Genomic DNA, 16,165 nt, shown 5'->3' on the forward strand with positions numbered 1-16,165 from the left:
CGGGGGAGCGGATCATCGGGGGCGCGTGGCACCCGTGACCAGCCACGCGCTCCCCCGGGCGCGCAGGGCGAGCGTGACCCCGCGCCCGGCCATCCACACCCCGAACGCCAGCCAGAGGGCCGTCAGCCGGTGCGCGGACCCCTCGGGGGTGCCCCACAGCACCAGCGCGGCGAACGGCAGGAAGGCCAGCATGGCCCAGGTGCTCGCCCAGGCGAGGTAGCGCTGGTCGCCGGCGCCCATGAGGACCCCGTCGAGCACCATGACCACCCCGCTCACCGGTTGCAGGAGGGCCACCACGACCAGCGCGCTCAGGATGAGCGCGTGGACCCGGGGGTCGGAGGTGAACGGCAGGGGCGCCCACGGGCGCACCAGCAGCACGGCCAGCGTGAACACCACCCCCGCCATGACCCCCCACTCGACCATGCGCCTGGTCGCGGCGCGCGCCCCCGCCGCGTCGGCCGAGCCGAGGTAGCGGCCGATGATCGCCTGCCCGGCGATCGCTATGGCGTCCAGCGCGAAGACCAGCAGCGACCACACCTGGAACGCCACCTGGTGCGCGGCGATCTCGGGGTCGCCCAGGCGCGCCGCAACGGCCGTGGTGATCACCAGCACCACCCGCAGCGCGACCGTCCGCACGAACAGCGCGAACCCGGCGGTGGCGGACTCCGCGAGCCCCCGCCGGCTGGGCATGACCGGAACGCCGTTGCGGAGCGCCCCCCGCACCACCACCCGGACGTAGACCGCGGCGCCCGCGCTCTGGGCGATCACCGTGGCCCACGCGGAGCCCGCGATGCCCCAGTCCAGCACGAGGACGAAGACGACGCCGAGCACCAGGTTGGCGATGTTGGCGCCGACGGCCACGGCCAGCGGGGTCCGGGCGTCCTGGAGGCCGCGCAGCACGCCGGTGCCGGCCATGATGATGAGCAGCGCGGGGATGCTGAGAAGGCTGATCCGCAGGTAGGTGAGCGCGTAGGGGGCGACGGCGTCAGAGGCCCCCAGCGCGTCGACCAGTAACGGGGCGGCGGGGAACCCGGCGGCGACGATCACCGCACCGATGATCGCGGCCAGCCACAGGCCGTCGATCCCGTTGCGCAGGCCGGCGGGGACGTCGCCCGCCCCGAAGTGCCGCGCGACCGCCGAGGTCGTGCCGTAGGCGAGGAAGATGCAGAGGTTGGCCAGGGTCATGAGAGCCTGTCCGGCGATGCCCAGGCCGCCGAGCGCCTCGGTGCCCAGGGTGCCGACGATGGCGGAGTCGGTGAGCAGCAGCAGCGGCTCGGACACGAGGGCGAAGAACGTGGGGACGGCGAGGGCGAAGATCTCGCGGTCGCGCGGGTGCCGGAACGGCGGTGCTGAGAGCAGTCTGGGCATGGCCTTGCCACGGTAGCGGACAGGTGTTCGAGGGTGTGGAGGGGGGTTATCCACCGCCGGAAGCCGGGGCTGTGGATAACTTGTGGAAAGCAACCTGAGAACTTTCTTGAACACACAGGCGGTGCATAGTGTTTCCGCTGGTCACAAGGGTTTTTCGGTGGTGTCCACGAAGTTATCCACAGGCGGTGTGCACAGGCTATCCGCAGAATCGCCCCATTCGTCCACAGGATCTCCCCAGCTCTGTCCACAGGCCGCTTTGCGCCGGGGGACGTTCAGTCGGGACAATCCAGGGGGCATGCTGGACATGCCGGTCGTGAAGCAGGGGGAGTTTCTCGTGAGCGTTGTCGATCATCCGCCCGAAGAGCGCGGGTTCGAGCGCACGCCGCCGCACGACATCATGGCCGAGCAGAGCGTCCTGGGCGGCATGCTGCTGTCGAAGGAGGCCATCACCCAGGTCGTCGAGATCGTGCGCTCGGCCGACTTCTACCGGCCGGCCCACCAGATCATCTTCGACGCCGTCGTGGACCTGTTCTCCCGTGGCGAGCCCGTCGACGCCATCTCGATCAACGCCGAACTCACCAAGCGCGGCGAGATCACCCGGGTCGGCGGCGCCCCCTACCTGCACACCCTGACCGAGGCCATCCCCACGGCGGCCAACGCCGGCTACTACGCGCGCATCGTCTCCGACCGCGCGGTCCTGCGCCGCCTGGTCGAGGTCGGCACCCGCATCGCCCAGATCGGCTACGCCGGCGACGGCGAGGTCGACGACCTCGTCGACCACGCCCAGGCCGAGATCTACAAGGTCGCCGAGAAACGCACCGGCGAGGACTACCTCCCGCTGAGCGACATCATGCCCGGCGCCCTCGACGAGATCGAGGCCATCTCCGCCCACGACGGCTCCATGACCGGCGTCCCCACCGGGTTCACCGACTTCGACCAGCTCTCCAACGGCCTCCACGCCGGCCAAATGATCATCATCGCGGCGAGGCCGGCCGTTGGCAAAAGTACGCTGGCCCTGGATTTCGCTCGAGCGGCGTCGATCAAACACCAGTTGACCAGCGTCTTCTTCAGTCTGGAGATGGGACGCAACGAGATCGTCATGCGGCTGCTCTCGGCCGAGGCGCGGGTGCCGCTGCACACGATGCGGTCGGGGCTCATGACCGACGACGACTGGGCGCGGCTGGCGCGGCGCATGGGCGAGGTCGCCGGGGCACCGCTGTTCATCGACGACTCCCCGAACATGTCGATGATGGAGATCCGGGCCAAGTGCCGGCGGCTCAAGCAGCAGCACGACCTCAAGCTGGTGATCGTCGACTACCTCCAGCTCATGAGTTCGCCCGGCCGCGTCGAGAGCCGCCAGCAGGAGGTCTCGGAGATGTCCCGGTCGCTCAAGCTCCTGGCCAAGGAGCTTGAGGTCCCGGTGATCGCGCTGTCGCAGCTCAACCGCGGACCCGAACAGCGCACCGACAAGAAGCCGCAGGTCAGTGACCTCCGTGAGAGTGGGAGCATCGAGCAGGACGCCGACATGGTGATCCTGCTCTACCGCGAGGACGTGCACGAGAAGGAGTCCCCGCGCGCCGGCGAGGCCGACCTCATCGTGGCCAAGCACCGCAACGGCCCCACGGCCACGGTGACCGTCGCCTTCCAGGGCCACTACAGCCGATTCGTCGACATGGCGCCCGGCTGACCTGTCGACATGCGGATATCCGGTCCCGTGCCGGGTGGCACGGGACCGCACCGCATGGGACCGCACCGCATGGGGCGAAGGCCGCGATCGATATGTCGACATTGCGATAGGGCGGCCGGCCGCCCATCCGCGGAGTGGGCCGAAACGGCGTGTGCCGACCGGCCGCGGTGGCGGGGCGGTCGTGCGATGGCGCTCCGCCACCGCGGCCCGGACGCCTATCGGTCCGCGTGTATGTCGGTAAAGAGTCCTGTCCGCATATCGACGAGCGGTTCGCCGGTCCGGCGGCGCCCGCCCCGCAAGGCCGTTCACCCGCTTCAGGTGGTGGGCTCCACATCCGGCAGGCGGTCCAGGACCGCGGTGTGGGTGCTCTGGAAGATGACCGACGTCCGGAAACCCACGACCTCCCTGCGCTTGCTGATCCGGTCGAGCAGGAACGCGTGCAGCTGGTCGAGGTCCTGGAGGGCCACGTGCAGCACGAAGTCGTCGCCGCCGGCGAGGACGAACACCGAGAGGACCTCCGGCAGGGCCGCGACGGAGTCCTTGAACTTCACGATCACCTCGCGGCTCAAGGGCCGGGCCTGCACCGAGACGAGGGCCTGCACCCCGCGGTTGAGTGCGGCCATGTCGATGTCGGCGTGGTATCCGCGGATCACGCCGCGCCGGGTCAGCGAGCGCACGCGTTCGAGGCAGGTGGACGGGGCGACCCCGAGCCTGCGGGCGAGTTCCCGGTTGGACAGGCGCGCATCCGTTTGGAGAATCCGGATGATCTCCGAATCAAGTTCGTCCATGCACGGATTTTCTCACCCGCCTCGATCGAACGTTCGCTGAGCGGGGGCAGGCGATGTGCGAACGAGTAGCTTCATGACGCGACTTCGAACGTTTGGGGTGATCACATGGCGCTGGATACCAAGCTCGTCCTCGTACTGAACGACACGGTCGACCCGCGGTTCGCGGTCAACGCCGCGGTCGTGACCGGCCTCAGCATGGGCGGTCGGCTGCCGCACCTGCTGGCGGAGGACGGGAAGGACGCTTCGGGCGGCGTGCACGCCGGCCTCAACCCGCACCCGGTGCCGATCCTCACGGCCGACCCCGCGCGCCTGCGCGCGATCCACGACGGGGCACGGGAGGACGACGGGTTGACGGTCGTCGGGTTCAACGAGGTGGCGCTGCGGGCGCGGGAGTACGGCGCCTATCTCGGCGATCTGGCGCGGACCCCGGCCGCGGACGTGGGCTACGTCGCGGTCGCGCTGTTCGGCCGGCGCGGCGCGGTCAACGCGCTGACCAACCGTCTCCCGCTGTACCGGTGAGTGTGTCCGGGAACGGCGAAGGGCCGGCCACGGTGTGGCCGGCCCTTCGCGTGCGGTGTCCCGTCAGAGCCAGTGGGCCTCTGGGCGGGTACGGCCGTCGGCGTCGGTGACCAGGACCCAGGTCATCGTGGGACGGCCGGAGGGCAGGGCCCCGGGGTCGTCGTCGACGGTGACGGGCGGCTGCGGTGCCGTCGTGGTCCACGCGCCGCGGGCGGGCCCGCCGGCCCGGCGCCCCGCGAGGCTGCGTGAACGACGACGAGTCGGAGCGGGGCGGCTGGTCTGCGACGCCGGAATGACCTTGCGAGCCATGCGGCACCCCCTTCGTTCGCCGTTGAGATTGTTTACGTTAACCCTTTGTTCACCTTCACGTCAATTCGGACGTGTCGGGATCGCCCTGGAAGGGCCGGTGTGCGCAGGGTCCGCGAGGGCTCCCGCCTGCGAAGGTGAACAGCAGGTGAACAAAAAGAAGCGCCCGCCGGACGGCGGGCGCTTCGGGCCATGTGGGTCGGAGAACGTACTGACTATCCGTCGGGATCCTTGAAGATCAGCCCGACCACCTCGAGGTAGAGCTGCTCTGGGTAGGGCACGAAGTTGATCCTGCTCAGGGCCTGGTCCTGACCGGCGGACTCCATGACGAAGGTGCCGTAGCCGAGGAACCGCCCCATGAGCGTGCGCTCGAAGCGCATGTCCGTGACCTTGCCCAGCGGCATCATGTTGACCTGCCGGGTGATCAGCCCGGTGGTCAGCAGCAGCCGTTGCGACGTGATGACGAAGTAGTCGACCGACCACTCCGCCACGCGCCACACGAACCAGACCAGGATCAGCAGCCACACCCACCAGATGACGGCGAGCGCGGCTGAGCTGTTGGTGATCGGGGTGTTGCTGAGGATGCCCGCGAAGATCAGCGAGCCGAGCACTGCGGCAACGGGCGTGATCAGGATCGCGGGGTGCCGCCGGATCGTGACCACGTCCTGCTCGTAGGGCAGCAGGTACCGGTTGACCGACGCCGGAGCGCGGTTGGGCGGAGCTACGAGCCTCATGGCCGCGTGACCCCTACACGCTCAGTGCGTTGACGAAGCGGGACAGTGATTCGGCAGCGGACATCAGACCCCCCAGACCGGTCTCGATGACCCCCGCAGCGCTTTCGGGCTGAGTGAGCAGATAAAACGCGACGAAGGCTATGAGGGCATACCCCAGCCATTTCTTCAACTTCGCCATGACCGACTCCCCAAGAATGCGGCTGACCCACTGACCCAAGGTGATTCTTACACCCGCGCCCAAGCGCGTAAAGCCGGATACCGGTCATCGGCGTGGCGTTGCCGGTGGGCGAGATGTGGTGCTCGTCACGCGGGTGGCGGGGTCAGCGTCGTTCGGCGAAGGCGAGCGCGAGCACCTGGAGGTGCTGCCGTGCGATGCGTTCGACCAGGTCAGGGGTTGCCCGGCCGGTGACGTCCAGGGCTCCTTGGCGGGCGGCTTCGACACACCGCGACACGGTGGCCTCCAGGTGCACGCCGGCGAACTCGGCGTTCAGCCGAGCGAGAACGGACGCGAAGTCGCGGGGCGAGGGGGTGCTCTTCTCGGGCATCTCACTCCTTGAGGGGACAGGGTGACGGCGGGCGCTCCGTGCCCGAGGGCTGTCATGCGGTGACGGCCCGAGGGGTCGGGGCCGGCGGTGGATCAGCCCGGGGCTTCGCCGGAAAACCAAGGTCAGCGGTGGGTCGTCGGTCGTTTCGGTCATGGGGTCCCGGCACCTCGTGTTCCTCTCACGTATGGGGCCCGGTGTCCGGTTCGAATTCGGTCTTTCGAAAACGCGGATGCCGACCGGACCCGGTTGCGAGAGGCCGGGGGACCAGAGGGTCTCGTGTGGTGGTTCCCGGCTTTCGGACATTCATTCAGCGAGATCCGGAAAGATACAAAAAAGCGCCCGACCGAAGGTTTCCGGTCGGGCGCACTGGGCCGCCGGGGCGGACCGCATGGAGAGGCGGGGGCCGGTGCTCAGACGAGCCCGTACAGCCGGTCGCCCGCGTCGCCGAGGCCCGGCAGGATGAAGCCGTTCTCGTTCAGGCGCTCGTCCACGGCGGCGGTCACCACCCGCAGGGTCGCACCATGGTCGGCGTCCAGGCTCGCGCCCAGCTTCTCCTCGACGGCCGTCAGGCCCTCCGGTGCGGCGAGGAGGCAGATCGCGGTGATGTGGTCGGCGCCGCGCTCCACGAGCAGCCGGAGCGCGGCGGCGAGGGTGCCGCCGGTCGCCAGCATCGGGTCGAGCACATAGCACTGCCTGCCCGAGAGGTCCTGCGGCAGCCGGTCGGCGTAGGTGGCCGGTTGCAGGGTGGCCTCGTCGCGCGCCATCCCCAGGAAGCCGACCTCGGCGGTCGGCAGCAGCCGTGTCATGCCGTCGAGCATGCCCAGCCCGGCGCGCAGGATCGGCACCACCAGCGGGGTCGGCCGGGTGAGCTGGGTGCCGGTGGTCGATACCAGCGGGGTGTCGACGGTCACCTGGGCCACCCGCACGTCCCGGGTCGCCTCGTAGGCGAGCAGCGTCACCAGCTCGTCGGTCAGCCGGCGGAAGGTGGGCGAATCGGTGCGGACATCGCGCAGCGTTGTGAGCTTGTGAGCGACGAGCGGGTGGTCGACGACCAGGGTCTGCATCTGGATACTCCGGGTGAGCTGGGCAAACGAGGGGGAATCGGCGTCCGAGTCTAGCGGCGTGCGGCGCCGGTCGCGGGGCATCGCCCGGCGGTCGCCTGCGGGACCGGGGCGCCGCCGGGGTGCGCGAATGTGCGCCGGGTCGGCCATAGCGTTCTGCCCGCGTCGGGAAGTCCGTTCTAATAGGACGTGTGAGCGCGGACTTCTATCACGGAGACAGCTCCCCGCGGGGAGACCGGGTCATGGACGGGCGGGGCCGCTACGATGACGCCGCACCGGGCGATCTGCGATCCTGGCCCGATCATGGCCGGGCTGGTGGGGTGACGATGACGGATCTCGAACACGACGATGACGGAACCGGTGACTTCGCGGCCGTCGCTTATAGGGAAGAGGACTTCTGGGATGTCTACCTGCTCCCCGAGGCCATCACCCTGGACCTCAAGGGGCTGCTGCACGCGCTGCGCCAGCAGCCCAGCATCAGCGGCGCGATCGGGCTGGTGTCGGTCGGCGACGACTTCTTCGTGATCATCCGCGTCTACGGGCGTGAGGAGGTCAGCCTGTTCCTCTCCGACGTCACCGCCTCGGCCGACTGGCCGGTGGCGCGCGACGTGCTGGAGTACCTCGACATCGACGTCCCCGATGACGAGGACCTGGACCAAGTGCTGCCGGCGGGCGACCTGTCGATCCTCGCCGACCTCGGCCTGGACGAGATGGAGTTGGGGGCACTGGCCGGAGATCTCGACCTGTACCCGGACGAAGTGCTGGCGAGCATCTCCGAGCGGCTCGGATTCCAGCAGGCGTTCCAGCGTGCCGTCGACGGGATGGGGTAAGGGTTCCTCCGGCGAGAGCCCGTGAGAAAGGACGGGAGAGCGTTCGGTGTCGATCTTCTCAGCGGTCTTTTCCCGCTCCGCCGGCGGGTGGTGGGGGGCCGAGGCCGAGGTGGCGCAGGCGGGCGGTATCGATGACATCGCCGATCTGATGCGGGACGTCGTCGCGGCGCACGACCCCGACGCCGCCGAGGGCACCATGGTGCTGATGCTCGAAGCCGACGACGAGTGGTTCGCCGTGGTCAGGGTCGACGACCACGGCGACCCCCGGGTGTTCCTCTCCGACGTCCGCGTCGTGCACGAGCATCCGGTGGCCGAGATCCTGCTCGACACCGGCACGATCCAGGCGCCCGAGCAGGCCGAGGGCACCGGGCAGAAGCCCTACCCGGTTCCCGGCGGCGACGACTCCCTCCTCGCCGATCTGGGGATCCCGGCAACGGAACTCGTCGAGCTCACCCTGAGCGAGGGGCTGCTCCCCGGCGACGTCCTGGACGAACTCTCCGAGCGTGCGGGCTTCGCCGAACGCCTCGACGCCCTCCGCCTATGACCGACCCGGACTCCGGTACGGAGGCGTCCCGCCCGGGCGCGGAGGCGTCCGGCCGGTCCACGAACGCGCGGGACACGGGCACCGGCGGAGCAGGGGGCCTGTCGGGCCGGGCGGCGGTCGACGCCGCGCTGCGTCTGGCCCTCGATGAGAGCGCGGCCACCGCCGGCAGCGGCGACGTCCCGGTGGGGGCGGTGGTGCTCGACCCGGAGGGTGCGGTCATCGGCACCGGCCACAACGAGCGCGAGGCCACTGGCGACCCCACGGCCCACGCCGAGGTCCTTGCGCTGCGCGCCGCCGCGCACCACACGGGCTCGTGGCGCCTCACGGGCTGCACGCTCGCCGTCACTTTGGAGCCGTGCACGATGTGCGCCGGCGCCCTCGTCCAAGCGCGCATCGCCCGCCTGGTCTACGGCGCACGCGACCCCAAGGCGGGCGCGGCCGGCTCCCTGTGGGACGTGGTCCGCGACCGCCGCCTCAACCACCGCCCCGAGGTCGTCCCCCCCGATCTGGTCTCCCCGGCCCTCGCGGAGCGCTGCGGCGCCGTTCTTATCGATTTCTTTTCGCAGCGGCGTATCCGGTAGAGTGTTCCGCGGTGGAGTCGCCTAGTGGCCGATGGCGCTCGCCTCGAAAGCGAGTAAGGGGCAACCCTTCGAGGGTTCAAATCCCTCCTCCACCGCCAGCGGGCCCGCATCCGGGTAACGGATGCGGGCCCGATTCATGTGACCGGCCCCCGGCTCCTCGCCGCCGTAGCCTCGCGCGGCCGCCCGTACCGCCGTCAGGGCAGCGCCGCGAGCTTTCCCTCGACCTCGGGTACCCGGGGGTCGTCCACGGCGCTGAGGAGGTCCAGGGCGGCGCCGAGGTGGGCCCGGGCCGCGCCGGTGTCGCCCGCCGACGTGTGGGCGTCTCCGGCGCCGATCAGCGCCACCGCCTCGCTGTCCTGGTCCTGGAGTTCCCGGAACTCCGCGACCGCGGTCGTGTACTCCGTGACGGCGTCGGTGTGGCGTTCCATCGCGTGCAGCACGGCGGCCGTCGAGCACCGCGCCCAGGCGATGGTCCATCGATCGTCGATGCCGGTGAAGATGCCGATCGCCGTGCGGCAGGCGGCCAGCGCCGCGTCGAACCGCCCCGTGTCGCGGTCGCACGCCGCGAGGCTCAGCAGCGCCATGCCCTCTCCCCGCCGCTCGCCGGCGGAGCGGAAGACGGTGACGGCCTGCCGAAGCAGCTCGGGTGCCCCGCTGTCGCGGTCCCGTTCCCAGCTGATATGCCCGATCATGCGTAGCGCGAAGCCCTCGACCCAGGCGTCGCCGACCTCCCGTGCCGCGGCGAGGGCGGCTGCGTAGTGCTCCAGGGCCGCACCGGGGTCGCCGAGCAGCCAGTCGGAGTCGCCGAGGCCGAGGAGGTTGCGGGCTTCGCCGAAGCGATGGCCGTCCGACCGGGCGGCGGCGACCCCCATGCGGTGCAGCTCCCGCAACTCGTGCCAGCGCCCGTGCTGTTCGAACAGGCCGCTTGCGGTGTCCGCGATGCGCCAGGCGAGGTCGGACTGCCCGTGCTCGATCGCGGAGCGCACGCAGCCGGTGAGGTTTGCGCGCTCGCGCTCGAACCAGGTGGCGGCGGAGTCGACGGTCGGGAAGGCCGTGGGGTCGGCGGCCGGGGGGTCGTCTGGGGCGTCCACGAACGGGAAGTTCGGCACGATGGTGAGCGCGGCGTTGCGTGCGGCCGCCAGGTACCAGCCCCCGTAGCGGCGGAGGACGGCGTTCTCGGACGTCGGGGCCTCCTCCTCCCGGAACCGTTCGACGGCGTACAGCCGGAGGAGGTCGTGCAGCCGGTAGTGGTCGCGACCGGTCCGCTGCACCAGGTTCGCCCGGACCAGCCCGTCGAGGATGGTGCGGGCCGGCCGCTCCGGGAGGTCCGCCGCAGTAGCGCATGCGGAGGTGGAGAACTCCGGTCCGGGGTGCAGGCCAAGGCGCCGGAAGAGCCGCGCGGAGTCCGGTGCGAGAGCGGCGTAGGAGGCGGAGAAGACCGCCCGGACATCGCTCAGATCATCCTCACCCGAGCCGAGGGCGTCGAGCCGCCGGTCCTCGGCGGCGAGGTCCCCGACCAGGGCGCTCACCGTCTCATCGGGGCGATCGAGGAGGCGCTCGGCGACGATGCGCAGGGCCAGCGGCAGGTGGGCGCAGTGGGCGACGAGAGCGCGTGCCGCCTCGGGCTCGGACTCGATCCGCTCGTTTCCGGCGGTGGCCCGGAGCAGGTCCAGCGACGCGGCCGTGGACAACGGACCGAGGGCCGTCCGCCGCGCGCCCTCACGCGTGACGAGGCCGGGCAGCGAGCTGCGGGCGGTCACCACGACCGTGCAGCCCGGTGCGGCCGGGATCAGCGGGCGGACCTGGTCGGCGGAGACGGCGTCGTCGATGACCAGGAGCATGCGCTTGCCGTCGAGGAGCGATCGGTACAGAGCCGAGCGCGAGTCGAGGTCGAGGGGGATGCGCTCGGGAGGGACGTCGAGGGCGCGCAGGAGGGAGTCGAGCGCTTCCGAGGTTCCCAGGCGCGGTCCCGGCCCGTGGCCGCGCATGTTGACGTAGAGGTCGCCGTCGGGGTGGTGCGAGCGCACACGGTGGGCCCAGTGAACGGCGAGCGCGGTCTTTCCGGTGCCGGGCGGGCCGCCGATGGTGGAGATCACCACCGCGGTGCGCGTGCCGCGTGCGCGCCCTTCGGCGCCGGGAAGCAGGGCGTCCAGCGCGGCGATCTCGGACTCGCGGTTGACGAACCCCGGGACCGCCATGGGGAGCTGGCGGGGCACGGGGCCGGTTGCGGACGCCGCGGCGATGTGCACGCCGCCGTGGACGGTCCCCGCCTGCACGACGGCGTGGGTGTCGCCGCGCAGCGTGTTGCCCCGGGATGCGGGTGCGGGGTCGCGGCCGCCGGAGTGTTCCGGGGGGTCGGCGGCACCACTGCTCATGGTGAGGCGGTCTCCAGGGGGTACATGGCGTCGTTGAAGCGGGCGTCGTATTCGGCGAAGGGGAGGGAGAGGTGCATGGCACGGTCGCGCCACGCATTCGCGGCGACGATCTGCCGTGGATCGCCGATCACAACGGGGCTGATCAGCGAGCCGTCGAGGCCGTAGTCCATGTGGACGAGCACGTGGGAGTCGAAGAGCCAGTAGTCGAGCCGGGGGAGCCCGCTGGGCCACTGGCCTTCAGGAACGGGGAGGATACGGATGTTCTCCCCGGCCAGGACGCTTTGGCGGTATCCGGTAACGCATTCGAAGCGGACGTAATCGGAAAGCGGCTCGGTCACCACGTGGACGCGGTCGTAGCGCCGCCCGCGGGCTATTCCGGAGCTGACCTCCTCACCCCATTCGCCAATGTCGGGGGAGAGGTCGTGAGTCCCTGCGAGGAAATCCGCGAACTCGCGCTCCTCGTGCTCCGCCGAATAGGTCTGGAGGGTCTCCAGCCGGAACGCCGAGTACTCGAACTCGTCGAAGAACCCTTCGAATTCCGCCCAGGAGATGTGGCGCGCCTGTTTCCGGCCTGCCGTCACGATGGCTTTTCCGTCGCGTAGCGTTCGACGGCCCTGACGACGACGTCCGGGTGGATGCGGACGGCGGTCTCACCGGGAAGCGGGTTCTTCAACTCCCGCAGGTCCGCATCGGACAACTGCACTCCCTGCACGACGAACTCCCCGGTGTCGGCGATGTAGACCGAGGGACAGTCCTTCAATTTGGATTCCCCGTCCTTGGCGAGCAGGGTGAGTTTCATGGGGGCTCCGATTCGGCGCGGTTCGGAGGGGCATTTCGTTGGAGGCTAGCAGGCGGGCGGGGCGATCAGGACTGGCTGGAAGGGGATGGTGTGGTATCTCGAGCATAGAAGCGGCGAATTTCCGCGATTTCGTCGTGATCGTTTTTCCGCGAGGCGCGGATCAGGCGCTTCACGTCCGCGGCGAAGAGAGCATTCCAGGTCGCTTCGGCTACTCGGTGCGGTTCGTCACCGCTCGGGGTGTCGACGGGCGACATCCCTCCTCCTCCCGGGCTTCGGCGGCGCACGTCGTGCGGTGTTCCCAGGGTGCGTGCGGGCGCCTTCTCCGCCGGGTCGGCCGCCGGCACCGGCCCCACCGCATCCACACGTCCACGATAGGCGGCCGCGCCCGCGTTGAGTAGGAGTGAACCGCCATACTGGGAGGGAGGTGGACCGGAGTCCGCGATCCGGGCCGCCCGTAACGGGGAGTCGGCCTGCGCACCGCGTGTCCCAGGGGAGGGTTCCGTGACCGTCGAGCGCGAGAAACTGACCTATGAGCTGTTCGGCACGGCGGTGCGGGAGCTGGCGCAGCAGGTGGCCGACGACGGGTTCGAGCCCGACATCATCCTCTCGATCGCGCGGGGCGGGCTGTTCGTGGCCGGCGGGCTCGGGTATGCGCTGGACGTCAAGAACCTGCACGTGGTGAACGTCGAGTTCTACACCGGGGTGGGGGAGACGCTGGACCTGCCGGTGATGCTGCCGCCCGTTCCCAACGTCGTCGACCTGGGGCGGAGGAGGGTGCTGGTCGCCGATGACGTCGCCGACACTGGCAAGACGCTCAAGCTCGTGCACGACTTTTGCGCGCAGCACGTCGCCGAGGTGCGCAGTGCGGTGATCTATGAGAAGCCGCGGTCCGAGGTGAAGTGCCAGTACGTCTGGCGCCGCACCGACCGCTGGATCGACTTCCCGTGGTCGGTCCGGCCGCCGGTCGTCCGCCGTGGTCACGGGGTCGGCGACGCCTGAGCGTCCGCTTGCCGGCCGGACGTCTGCGCCCCGGGAGCGGCCGCCTCCGGCTCCTGGTCTCAGGTCGAGTCGAGGCGGCGGAGGGTCTCGGCCGAGGCCTCGGCGATGTGGGCGTGCATGAGGCGGGCCGCCTGCTCGCCGTCGCCCTCATGGAGTGCGGCGAGGATCCCGCTGTGCTGGCGGGCCGACACCTCGTGGCGGCCGGTCAGGGAGATCGCCTGGAACGGGACGCCGTTCCACAGGCGGTCGATGAACTCCAGCAGGTAGGCGGAGTGGGCCGCTCGGTAGATCGCCCGGTGGAATGCGGCGTTGAGTTCCGGGACGTCGTAGGGGCGGTCCTCGCGCCGGGCCGCGGTGATGCGGTCGAGGGCGGCCTCGATCTCCGCCAGGTCCTCGGCGGTGGCGCGCCGGGCCGCGAGTTCGGCCGCCATGGGCTCCAGCACCAGCCGCAGCCGGTAGATCTCCTCCGCCGAATCCCGCCCGAGCCGGCTCACCACGGCGCCGAGGTTGGCCTGCTGCTCCACGAGGCCGTGCGCGGCCAGGAGCCGGATCGCCTCGCGGACGGGCGTGAGGCTCATGCCCAGTTGCCGGGCGGTCTGCTGCAACCGGAGCCGGTGCCCCGGCGGGAGGTCGCCGGACCGGATGGCGTCGCGTAGCGCCTCGTACGCCGCCTCGGCCTTGGTCGGCGTGCGCACGTGCTCCAGCGTCATGCGTCCACTCTAGACAGCTGGCCGGGCTCGTTCGTGCCCTTTCGTTCGCTTGTTCCGGTGTTTTTTATAAATTATTCTTCCTGTCATGCATGCACTCGACGGCGTCACCGTGGTCTCGGTCGAACAGGCCATCGCCGCTCCGCTGGCCACCCGGCACCTGGCCGATCTGGGGGCCCGGGTCATCAAGGTGGAGCGCCCCGACGGCGACTTCGCCCGGCGCTACGACACCGCCGTCAACGGGCTCTCCAGCCACTTCGTGTGGGCCAACCGGGGCAAGGAGAGCGTCGTGCTCGATCTCAAGGACCCCGGCGACGCCGCGACGGCGCGCGCGCTCGTTCTGGGCGCCGACGTGTTCGTGCAGAACCTCGCACCAGGGGCCGCCGCGCGGGCGGGGCTGGACTCCCAGACGCTGCGGGCCGCCGCGCCCGGCCTCATCGCCTGCGGCATCTCCGGCTACGGCACCGAGGGACCCTACGCGGACCGGAAGGCCTACGACCTGCTCGTGCAGTGCGAAGCGGGCGTCGTCTCCATCACCGGCACCGAGGAGGAGCCCGCCAAGGCCGGCATCCCGGTGGCCGACATCGCCGCCGGGATGTACGCGTTCTCAGGGATCCTCACCGCCCTGTTCCGCCGCGAGCGCACCGGCGAGGGCGCCACGCTCGACATCTCCATGCTGGAGGCGCTGGGCGAGTGGATGGGCTACCCGCTCTACTACGCGCAGTCGGGCGCCGCCCCGCCCCGCACCGGGGCGCGGCACGCCGCCATCGCGCCCTACGGGCCCTTCGGTGTCGGCGACGGCTCGCAGGTCTTCCTCAGCGTGCAGAACGACCGGGAGTGGCGGGCATTGTGCGCGACGGTGCTCGGCGACCCGGGGCTGGCCGACGACCCCCGGTTCGCCGGCAACCCGGGCCGCGTCGCCCACGAGCGGGAGCTGGCAGCGGTCATCGAGGCCGGCTTCGCCGGGCTGGACGCCGCCGGGGTGCAGGCCCGCCTCGAAGCCGCGGGGATCGCCAATGCCCGCCTGCGCACCCCCGAGGGGTTCGCCGCGCATCCGCAGCTGGCCGCGCGCCGCCGGTGGACCCGGGTGCCCTCGCCCGCTGGCGAGATCGCGGCACTGAAGCCCCCGATCAACCTTGATGGTGAGGAGCCGGTCATGGGGCCGATCCCCGGCCTCGGGGAGCACACCGAGGCGGTCCGCGCGGAGCTCGCCCGCGCCCGCGCCGCCGCGGCCGGGGAGGCGCCGTGAGCGCCGGGCCGGGGGCGGCCGTCAGCCGTTGGGGCCGTGGATCGCTGCGGCGGTCTCGTCGGCGCGGTTGGTCCACACCAGGCCGGTGAAGCCGTCGGGGATGCGCTCCAGCGACCCGATGTCGTCGAAGCCCTCGGAGAAGCCGCCCGACCCGGCGACGATCACCACGCGGGTGTCGGCGGCCGCCATGCACTGGGTGAACCGGGCCGGCCAGCCCCAGAGCCAGGGGCCGTACCCCTCGGGGACGTGCAGCTGCATCCGCGAGCAGGACGGCGGCACGTGCCCGGTCCACCCCACGGCCTCGTAGGCGACCAGGCAGTCCGTCATCATCGCCTTGGACATGACCCGCAGCTCCGGCAGCCGCTCGCGCAGCGCCGCGATCGGGCCGTCGCCGCCGTAGACGGTGAGGTCGGCGAGCCGCTCATCGGGGAGTTCGGCCAGCCGGCCGGCGAGCAGTTCGCCTTCGGCGGGGTCGTCGCTCTTGACGTGCAGGAGCAGGTCGTCGTCCGGGAACTCCGCCAGGACCTCGTCCAGCGACGGCATCAGCCCCTTGCCCGCCCCGCGGAACGGGTGGGTCTCGCCGCCGTCGGCCGTGTACCCGTAGCCGATGTCGGCCTGCTGGAGCTCGGCGAGGGTGTGGTCGCGGGTCGTGCCGCTGAGGTCGGTCCGGCAGTCGAGCTCCCAGTCGTGGAAGACGGCGAACTCCTCGTCGGCGGTCATGTGCACGTCGAACTCGACCTGGTCGGCGCCTGCGTCGAACGCGGCGCGCATGCCGGGGACGGTGTTCTCCAGGAAGTCGTGCTCCGGCTCGTCGATGCGCTCCGCCGTGCACGTGTCGTTGCCGACGCCCTCGTGGCCGAACGTCTGCCCGAGGCCCCGGTGAGCGAGCACGCCGTGCTCCTCGACGGAGTGGTCGGCCAGCAGATCGGTGTTGTTGATCCACATGAACGCCGCCGTGCACAGCAGCGCGGTGCCCGCCGCGCAGCGCTTGCGAAACCGCCGGCGCCTCCGCGCCGGCGCGCTCTCCCGTGGTGACATGGCGGGCATTCAACCACGGATCCGGCGGCTCGGAA

General features: G+C 70.9%; 20 protein-coding genes and 1 tRNA gene. 8 read left to right on the forward strand and 13 right to left on the reverse strand.

Going from position 1 to position 16,165, the window contains the following annotated elements; genetic code table 11:
* Positions 1-12: 12 nt before the first annotated feature.
* Positions 13-1,368 (reverse strand): MATE family efflux transporter, encoded by a 1,356-nt coding sequence (locus ACFOVU_RS18330; protein ID WP_378535269.1) that lies wholly within the window; start codon positions 1,366-1,368, stop codon positions 13-15.
* 334 nt (positions 1,369-1,702) lie between these two features.
* Here ACFOVU_RS18330 and dnaB point away from each other — a divergent pair, with 334 nt between their 5' ends.
* A complete protein-coding gene (dnaB, locus tag ACFOVU_RS18335) occupies positions 1,703-3,055 on the forward strand; it encodes a replicative DNA helicase (RefSeq protein ID WP_378535271.1) in 1,353 nt (450 codons plus the stop codon).
* Between the two features lie 314 nt (positions 3,056-3,369).
* Here the strand turns inward: dnaB and ACFOVU_RS18340 are convergent, their stop codons facing one another.
* Positions 3,370-3,843 carry an Lrp/AsnC family transcriptional regulator gene (locus tag ACFOVU_RS18340; protein ID WP_378535273.1) on the reverse strand — a complete coding sequence of 158 codons (474 nt, stop codon included), beginning with the start codon at positions 3,841-3,843 and terminating at the stop codon, positions 3,370-3,372.
* Positions 3,844-3,948: 105 nt separating this feature from the next.
* On the opposite strand from ACFOVU_RS18340, the gene ACFOVU_RS18345 reads away from it, so the two are divergent.
* Positions 3,949-4,362, forward strand: a complete 414-nt coding sequence (locus ACFOVU_RS18345) for a DUF2000 domain-containing protein (RefSeq protein WP_378535275.1) — start codon at positions 3,949-3,951, stop codon at positions 4,360-4,362.
* A gap of 63 nt (positions 4,363-4,425) precedes the next feature.
* Here ACFOVU_RS18345 and ACFOVU_RS18350 read toward each other — a convergent pair whose 3' ends face one another.
* The 5 genes from ACFOVU_RS18350 to upp all read right to left on the reverse strand — a co-directional run bounded on the left by ACFOVU_RS18350 (position 4,426) and on the right by upp (position 7,011).
* The gene (locus tag ACFOVU_RS18350) at positions 4,426-4,671 is read right to left on the reverse strand and encodes a hypothetical protein (RefSeq protein WP_378535277.1); all 246 of its coding nucleotides are present in this window, start codon (positions 4,669-4,671) and stop codon (positions 4,426-4,428) included.
* 212 nt (positions 4,672-4,883) lie between these two features.
* Positions 4,884-5,402, reverse strand: a complete 519-nt coding sequence (locus tag ACFOVU_RS18355) for a PH domain-containing protein (RefSeq protein ID WP_378535279.1) — start codon at positions 5,400-5,402, stop codon at positions 4,884-4,886.
* A 13-nt stretch (positions 5,403-5,415) separates the two neighbouring features.
* Positions 5,416-5,580: a hypothetical protein gene (locus ACFOVU_RS18360; RefSeq protein ID WP_378535281.1), complete on the reverse strand. Its 165-nt coding sequence runs from the start codon at positions 5,578-5,580 to the stop codon at positions 5,416-5,418.
* Between the two features lie 142 nt (positions 5,581-5,722).
* A complete protein-coding gene (locus ACFOVU_RS18365) occupies positions 5,723-5,947 on the reverse strand; it encodes a hypothetical protein (protein ID WP_378535283.1) in 225 nt (74 codons plus the stop codon).
* Between the two features lie 410 nt (positions 5,948-6,357).
* Positions 6,358-7,011: a uracil phosphoribosyltransferase gene (gene upp, locus ACFOVU_RS18370; RefSeq protein ID WP_378535285.1), complete on the reverse strand. Its 654-nt coding sequence runs from the start codon at positions 7,009-7,011 to the stop codon at positions 6,358-6,360.
* A gap of 323 nt (positions 7,012-7,334) precedes the next feature.
* On the opposite strand from upp, the gene ACFOVU_RS18375 reads away from it, so the two are divergent.
* From ACFOVU_RS18375 to ACFOVU_RS18390, 4 genes are all read left to right on the forward strand, one after another.
* Positions 7,335-7,838 (forward strand): tRNA adenosine deaminase-associated protein, encoded by a 504-nt coding sequence (locus ACFOVU_RS18375; protein WP_378535287.1) that lies wholly within the window; start codon positions 7,335-7,337, stop codon positions 7,836-7,838.
* A 46-nt stretch (positions 7,839-7,884) separates the two neighbouring features.
* Complete coding sequence (locus tag ACFOVU_RS18380; protein ID WP_378535289.1) at positions 7,885-8,382, forward strand: tRNA adenosine deaminase-associated protein; 498 nt, start codon at positions 7,885-7,887, stop codon at positions 8,380-8,382.
* Positions 8,379-8,963 carry a nucleoside deaminase gene (locus ACFOVU_RS18385; RefSeq protein ID WP_378535291.1) on the forward strand — a complete coding sequence of 195 codons (585 nt, stop codon included), beginning with the start codon at positions 8,379-8,381 and terminating at the stop codon, positions 8,961-8,963. Before ACFOVU_RS18380 ends, ACFOVU_RS18385 begins: the two co-directional genes overlap by 4 nt.
* Positions 8,964-8,973: 10 nt before the next feature.
* Positions 8,974-9,061: transfer RNA gene (locus tag ACFOVU_RS18390), tRNA-Ser, on the forward strand.
* Between the two features lie 96 nt (positions 9,062-9,157).
* Here ACFOVU_RS18390 and ACFOVU_RS18395 read toward each other — a convergent pair.
* The 4 genes from ACFOVU_RS18395 to ACFOVU_RS18410 all read right to left on the reverse strand — a co-directional run bounded on the left by ACFOVU_RS18395 (position 9,158) and on the right by ACFOVU_RS18410 (position 12,391).
* Positions 9,158-11,338, reverse strand: a complete 2,181-nt coding sequence (locus tag ACFOVU_RS18395; protein ID WP_378535292.1) for an ATP-binding protein — start codon at positions 11,336-11,338, stop codon at positions 9,158-9,160.
* The gene (locus tag ACFOVU_RS18400; protein WP_378535294.1) at positions 11,335-11,919 is read right to left on the reverse strand and encodes a DUF6879 family protein; all 585 of its coding nucleotides are present in this window, start codon (positions 11,917-11,919) and stop codon (positions 11,335-11,337) included. Before ACFOVU_RS18400 ends, ACFOVU_RS18395 begins: the two co-directional genes overlap by 4 nt.
* On the reverse strand, positions 11,916-12,137 hold the full coding sequence (locus ACFOVU_RS18405) for a hypothetical protein (protein ID WP_378535296.1): 222 nt from the start codon (positions 12,135-12,137) through the stop codon (positions 11,916-11,918). Before ACFOVU_RS18405 ends, ACFOVU_RS18400 begins: the two co-directional genes overlap by 4 nt.
* A 65-nt stretch (positions 12,138-12,202) precedes the next feature.
* The gene (locus tag ACFOVU_RS18410) at positions 12,203-12,391 is read right to left on the reverse strand and encodes a hypothetical protein (protein ID WP_378535298.1); all 189 of its coding nucleotides are present in this window, start codon (positions 12,389-12,391) and stop codon (positions 12,203-12,205) included.
* A 247-nt stretch (positions 12,392-12,638) separates the two neighbouring features.
* Here ACFOVU_RS18410 and ACFOVU_RS18415 point away from each other — a divergent pair, with 247 nt between their 5' ends.
* Positions 12,639-13,136, forward strand: a complete 498-nt coding sequence (locus ACFOVU_RS18415; protein ID WP_378535299.1) for a phosphoribosyltransferase — start codon at positions 12,639-12,641, stop codon at positions 13,134-13,136.
* 59 nt (positions 13,137-13,195) lie between these two features.
* Here ACFOVU_RS18415 and ACFOVU_RS18420 read toward each other — a convergent pair whose 3' ends face one another.
* Entirely contained in the window at positions 13,196-13,846 is a 651-nt protein-coding gene (locus ACFOVU_RS18420) for a GntR family transcriptional regulator (protein WP_378535301.1), read from the reverse strand.
* A gap of 85 nt (positions 13,847-13,931) precedes the next feature.
* Here ACFOVU_RS18420 and ACFOVU_RS18425 point away from each other — a divergent pair, with 85 nt between their 5' ends.
* The gene (locus ACFOVU_RS18425) at positions 13,932-15,092 is read left to right on the forward strand and encodes a CaiB/BaiF CoA transferase family protein (protein ID WP_378535303.1); all 1,161 of its coding nucleotides are present in this window, start codon (positions 13,932-13,934) and stop codon (positions 15,090-15,092) included.
* Between the two features lie 21 nt (positions 15,093-15,113).
* Here the strand turns inward: ACFOVU_RS18425 and ACFOVU_RS18430 are convergent, their stop codons facing one another.
* Positions 15,114-16,130: a glycerophosphodiester phosphodiesterase family protein gene (locus ACFOVU_RS18430; RefSeq protein WP_378535305.1), complete on the reverse strand. Its 1,017-nt coding sequence runs from the start codon at positions 16,128-16,130 to the stop codon at positions 15,114-15,116.
* Positions 16,131-16,165: the final 35 nt, after the last annotated feature.

The organism is Nocardiopsis sediminis (assembly GCF_042650565.1).
GTDB classification, from domain to species: domain Bacteria; phylum Actinomycetota; class Actinomycetes; order Streptosporangiales; family Streptosporangiaceae; genus Nocardiopsis_B; species Nocardiopsis_B sediminis.

Coding starts and splice junctions, on each gene's coding strand:
- ACFOVU_RS18330 (WP_378535269.1), bottom strand. CDS start 1,368: ATGCCCAGACTGCTCTCAGCACCGCCGTTCCGGCACCCGCGCGACCGC.
- ACFOVU_RS18340 (WP_378535273.1), bottom strand. CDS start 3,843: ATGGACGAACTTGATTCGGAGATCATCCGGATTCTCCAAACGGATGCG.
- ACFOVU_RS18345 (WP_378535275.1), top strand. CDS start 3,949: ATGGCGCTGGATACCAAGCTCGTCCTCGTACTGAACGACACGGTCGAC.
- ACFOVU_RS18350 (WP_378535277.1), bottom strand. CDS start 4,671: ATGGCTCGCAAGGTCATTCCGGCGTCGCAGACCAGCCGCCCCGCTCCG.
- ACFOVU_RS18355 (WP_378535279.1), bottom strand. CDS start 5,402: ATGAGGCTCGTAGCTCCGCCCAACCGCGCTCCGGCGTCGGTCAACCGG.
- ACFOVU_RS18360 (WP_378535281.1), bottom strand. CDS start 5,580: ATGGCGAAGTTGAAGAAATGGCTGGGGTATGCCCTCATAGCCTTCGTC.
- ACFOVU_RS18365 (WP_378535283.1), bottom strand. CDS start 5,947: ATGCCCGAGAAGAGCACCCCCTCGCCCCGCGACTTCGCGTCCGTTCTC.
- upp (WP_378535285.1), bottom strand. CDS start 7,011: ATGCAGACCCTGGTCGTCGACCACCCGCTCGTCGCTCACAAGCTCACA.
- ACFOVU_RS18375 (WP_378535287.1), top strand. CDS start 7,335: ATGACGGATCTCGAACACGACGATGACGGAACCGGTGACTTCGCGGCC.
- ACFOVU_RS18385 (WP_378535291.1), top strand. CDS start 8,379: ATGACCGACCCGGACTCCGGTACGGAGGCGTCCCGCCCGGGCGCGGAG.
- ACFOVU_RS18395 (WP_378535292.1), bottom strand. CDS start 11,338: ATGAGCAGTGGTGCCGCCGACCCCCCGGAACACTCCGGCGGCCGCGAC.
- ACFOVU_RS18405 (WP_378535296.1), bottom strand. CDS start 12,137: ATGAAACTCACCCTGCTCGCCAAGGACGGGGAATCCAAATTGAAGGAC.
- ACFOVU_RS18410 (WP_378535298.1), bottom strand. CDS start 12,391: ATGTCGCCCGTCGACACCCCGAGCGGTGACGAACCGCACCGAGTAGCC.
- ACFOVU_RS18420 (WP_378535301.1), bottom strand. CDS start 13,846: ATGACGCTGGAGCACGTGCGCACGCCGACCAAGGCCGAGGCGGCGTAC.
- ACFOVU_RS18425 (WP_378535303.1), top strand. CDS start 13,932: ATGCATGCACTCGACGGCGTCACCGTGGTCTCGGTCGAACAGGCCATC.
- ACFOVU_RS18430 (WP_378535305.1), bottom strand. CDS start 16,130: ATGTCACCACGGGAGAGCGCGCCGGCGCGGAGGCGCCGGCGGTTTCGC.